Origin of the sequence: Streptomyces boncukensis (assembly GCF_011045075.1) — a bacterium.
GTDB classification, from domain to species: Bacteria; Actinomycetota; Actinomycetes; order Streptomycetales; family Streptomycetaceae; genus Streptomyces; species Streptomyces boncukensis.
This window is the reverse complement of sequence record NZ_JAAKZZ010000594.1, coordinates 1-4,098: the sequence shown is the minus strand read 5'-3', so window position 1 is coordinate 4,098 and position 4,098 is coordinate 1. Positions and strand designations below refer to the sequence as shown.

3 protein-coding genes are annotated in these 4,098 nt (G+C 74.5%); 1 reads left to right on the top strand and 2 read right to left on the bottom strand.

Annotation, left to right across the window (positions count from 1 at the left end):
• Positions 1 to 38: 38 nt before the first annotated feature.
• Entirely contained in the window at positions 39 to 1,709 is a 1,671-nt protein-coding gene (locus G5C65_RS32645) for an amidohydrolase family protein (protein WP_165302676.1), read from the bottom strand.
• A gap of 159 nt (positions 1,710 to 1,868) precedes the next feature.
• Positions 1,869 to 2,525, bottom strand: coding sequence for a TetR/AcrR family transcriptional regulator (locus G5C65_RS32640; protein WP_165302674.1), 657 nt, complete (start codon positions 2,523 to 2,525; stop codon positions 1,869 to 1,871).
• 80 nt (positions 2,526 to 2,605) lie between these two features.
• On the opposite strand from G5C65_RS32640, the gene G5C65_RS32635 reads away from it, so the two are divergent.
• On the top strand, positions 2,606 to 4,098 hold a 1,493-nt coding region (locus G5C65_RS32635; protein ID WP_165302672.1), incomplete at its 3' end, for a purine-cytosine permease family protein.

Here is a 4,098-nt window from a genome sequence, read left to right as displayed (position 1 = left end):
GTACCCGTCCGCCGTCCGCCGGACGGGTACGGCGTGCCTCACAGCCGGGGGTCGCGGTAGGTGGGGCGGCCGTCGACGGCGGTGAGCACGACCGGCAGGTCGGCCAGTGCGGTGGCCGGGGTGGTGAGCGGGTCGTCCGCCAGCACCGTCAGATCGGCGCGGCAGCCGACGGCGAGCCGGCCCGCCTCGTGCTCCTCGCCCGCCGCGTACGCGGGCCCCGCGGTCATCGCGTGCAGCGCCTCCCGTGCGCTCAGCGCCTGCTCGGGGCCGTGCGGCGGCCGGGTCAGGTCCTGGCTGGGGCGGCGGTGGCGGGCGCCGGCGAGCACGCCGAGCGGCGGGTAGGGGGCGATGGGCCAATCGGAGCCGAGGACGACCGTGGCGCCCGCGTCCCACAGGTCGCGGCAGCGCCAGGCCCGCGAGGCGCGCTGCTCACCGAGCCGCCGGGACCAGTTGTCGGTGTGGTCGGCCCGGGTGAAGTCGCAGCAGTGGGTGGGCTGCATGGAGGCGATGACGCCGAGCCGGGCGAACCGGCGCACGGTGTCGTCCGGAACGGTCTCGATGTGCTCGATCCGGTGCCGGACCCGCGCGCTCCCGGCCGCGCCGTCCCCGGAGCCGCCCCCCGTGCCGTTCCCGGCGCCGTCCTCCGCCTGTGCCCGTGCCACCGCGTCGAGGGCGTGCCGGACCGCCGCGTCGCCGATGGCGTGGGTGGCGGTGGGCACCCCGGCCCGGTGCAGCGCGCGGACGACGTCGCTGTAGGCGTCGGGGTCGGGCCAGAAGGCGTGAGTGGACTCGCCGTAGCGGTCCGGGTGCTCCAGCCAGGCGGTGCCGTTGTCGACCGTGCCGTCCATGAAGAGCTTCACGCCCGCGGTACGCCACAGGGCGCCGCCCTCGCCCTGCCGCTCGATCAGGGCGCGCAGCGCGTCGGCGCCGGCGCCGGGCCGGCACCAGGGCGCGACGCGCAGCCGCAGGGGCAGTTCACCGGCCGCGTCCAGTTCGCCGATCAGGGCGAGGCCGTCCCCGTTGGCGTCCATGACGTGGCCGCCGGTGAGCCCGGCCGCTGCCATGCCCCGCAGCGCGGCGGCCAGCCGGGCGCGGCGCTCGGTGTGCGTGGGCTGCGGCGCGGCCCGCTCGACGAGGTGGCACGCGGCCTCCTCCAGGAGCAGGCCGGTGGGACGGCCCTCCGCGTCGCAGACGACCTCGGCCGCCTCCTCGAAGGTGCGCGGCCCGGTGACCCCGGCCAGCTCCAGGGCGCGCGGGCTGGCCAGCATGGAGTGCGCGTCGAAGAGCCGGAGGCAGGCCGGGACGTCAACGAGGACCCCGCCGAGCGCGGCGGACGCGACGGGCTGGTCGCCGAAGACGTTCGGGTCCAGCCCCCAGGCGTGCAGCCAGGCGCCCGGCCGCAGCGCGGCGGCTTCGCGGGCCAGGGCCGAGCGCACCCCGTCCAGGGTCGTACAGCCGGACAGGTCCAGGCCGCGGGTCAACTCGGCGCCCATGACCGGGTGGAGGTGGCCGTCGACGAGACCGGGCGTGACGACGGCGCCCTTCAGGTCGACGACCGTCGTCGCGGAGTCCGCGAGGGCGCGGATCCGCCGGTCGTCGCCCAGGTCCGCGATCCGCCCGCCGGAGACGGCGAGGGCGGACTCCGGCAGCAGTCCGCCGGAGACGGGGTCGAGCAGGCGACCGGAGAGCAGGATGAGACTGGTGCGCACGGTGGCTCCTTTCATACGGGGTTCGGCGTGTCCGGCACCGGGGCTGTGACCGTGCCCCGTAGGGGGCGCGGGGAACTGCGCGACCAGCCACAACGGCGCCGCACCCCGCAATGCACAGCAAGGGGCAGCCCGGGTCCGGCGAGCTCCGCCGGACCCGGCCTAGCCACGCCCACGGGGCGCGCCGGGCGCGGAGTCCGCGAGGGCCCCGTCCGGCAGCCCCAACTCCCGCTCGGCGGTGGCGGCGGCCATCCGGGTCACCCGCGGGACGGTGCTGTCGGTTCCGGTGTTGGCGTGTGCGGCGAGGCCGTCGATCACGACCAGGATCTGAACGGCCGTCACATAGGCGTCGTCCGTGCGGAACTCCCCCCGCTCGGCTCCGGCGCGGATGACGTCCGCCAGCCGCTCGCGCCACGCGGCCTCCTGCTCCGCGACGCGCTCGCGCAGGACGGGCCGGTAGCGGCTGAGGTGCCGGGCGTTGATCCAGAGCCGGCTGATCGCGTCATACGCCTCACCCGTGGCTTGTGCGAAGAAGCGGGTCAGGTGCTGCGACGGGGTGCCGGTGCGCTGCCCTGGCGGCAGCAGGCCGTCGAGTTCAGCGGTCGCCGCATTGCCGAACGCCTCGGCCACCAGGTCCTCCACCGCGGGGAAGTAGTGGCTGACCAGCCCCGGCCGGATGTCGAGCAGCTCCCCGATCCGGCGCAGCGTGATGGCCTCCAGACCTTCGGAAATAGCAACTCTCGCAGCAGACGCAACGATTTCCGCACGTCGATCCGCAGGTGACTTTCGGATTCGCTTGCGCTGAACTCTTGACGCCATGGGGCGGATGCTATTGAGTGGCCGACCAATAAGCAAGCGGTTACGCAACCAGGTGGGTACGACCAGCTTTCGGAGGGCGTATGGCTGCCGCTGTTCCCGACCAGCACGCACAGGTCTCAGAGCCGGCGCCCGAAGCTGCGCAGCGCCCCGGCCCCGCGCCCCGCATCGAGGCGCACGGCATTGACTACATTCCCGACCGGGAACGCTACGGCCGGCCCCGGAGCCTGTTCTCCGTATGGGCCGCCGCGAGCGTCAACTACCTCAATCTGGTGGTCGGCGGCTCCCTCGTGCTCATGGGGCTGAACCCGTGGCAGGCGCTCGCGGTGATCGTGGTGGGCAATCTGTTCTGGGTGCTCACCGGGGTGCTCTCGACCTCGGGCCCGGCCTCCGGCACACCGAGCGAGGTGGTGCCCCGCGCGATCTACGGCGTCCGCGGCAACCGGGTCAACAACGCGGTCATCGGCTGGATGATCTCCGTCTGCTACTTCGCGCTCAACCTCGCCGCCGCCGCGACCGCCGCCTTCTCCCTGGTCGAGCGGGCGGGGCTGACGGCCACGGCCCCGGTCCAGACCGTCGTCATCCTGGTCATCGCCGCGATCACGCTGACCATCAGCGTCTACGGGCACAGCGTGATCATGAAGCTGTACGGGCCGATAGCGCTGGTGCTCGCCGCCGCGTTCGCCGTCGTCGCGGTCGGCGTGTGCACGCACGCCGACTTCTCCCACCGGCCCGCGGGGGCGCCCACCGGTGCCGACTTGTGGGTCACCCTGCTCGCGGGGGTCACCCTGGTCTCCGCGGCCCCGCTGTCGTACACCACCAGCGCCGACTTCTCCCGCTATCTGCCGCGCACCACACCGGCGAAGTCGATCGTGGGCTGGACCTTCCTCGGCGGCTTCCTGCCCGGCGGCGTGGTGTGCGCGCTCGGCGCGCTCGCCGCCACCGCCGTCGACATGAACGACCCGCAGTCCGGGCTGGAGGGGATCCTGCCGGGCTGGTTCGCCTCCGTCTTCCCGCTCGCGCTGGTCCTCGGCACGGTCTCCCTCAACGCCCTGACCGCCTACAGCGCCGGCCTCGCCCTGCAGTCCGCCGGCGTGCGCCTGCGGCGCTCCGTCAGCGTCCTCCTCCTGGGCGCCGCCGCCGTCTCGCTGACCCTGTACGCGCTGCTGGTGTCCAACTTCCTGGACACCGTCAGCAACGTGCTCCAGCTGACCGTCGTCCTGCTCGGCCCCGCCATGGCCATCTACGCCACGGACATCGTGCTGCGGCGCAACCGCTACGACGGGCCCGCGCTGACCGACGAGAGCCCCGGCGGCGTCTTCTGGTTCCGCCACGGCGTCAACTGGGCGGGCGCGGCGGCCTTCGCGCTGGGCGCCACCGCCGCCGCGCTGTGCGTGGACACCCTCTACACCGGCCCCCTCGCCACGGCCCTGGACGGCATGGACCTCGCCCTGCCGGTCGGTATCGTCACCGCTGCCACGGCGTACGCCCTCCTCGGGCGGCGCGCGGTCCTCCGTACCCGCCTCCAGGGACCCGGGGCCGCCCGCCCCGGCTCCCCGCCCGCGCCACCGCGGGC

What these genes read in the sequence shown, in the direction of transcription:
- G5C65_RS32640 (WP_165302674.1), bottom strand. Translation starts at nt 2,525, where the DNA reads ATGGCGTCAAGAGTTCAGCGCAAGCGAATCCGAAAGTCACCTGCGGAT.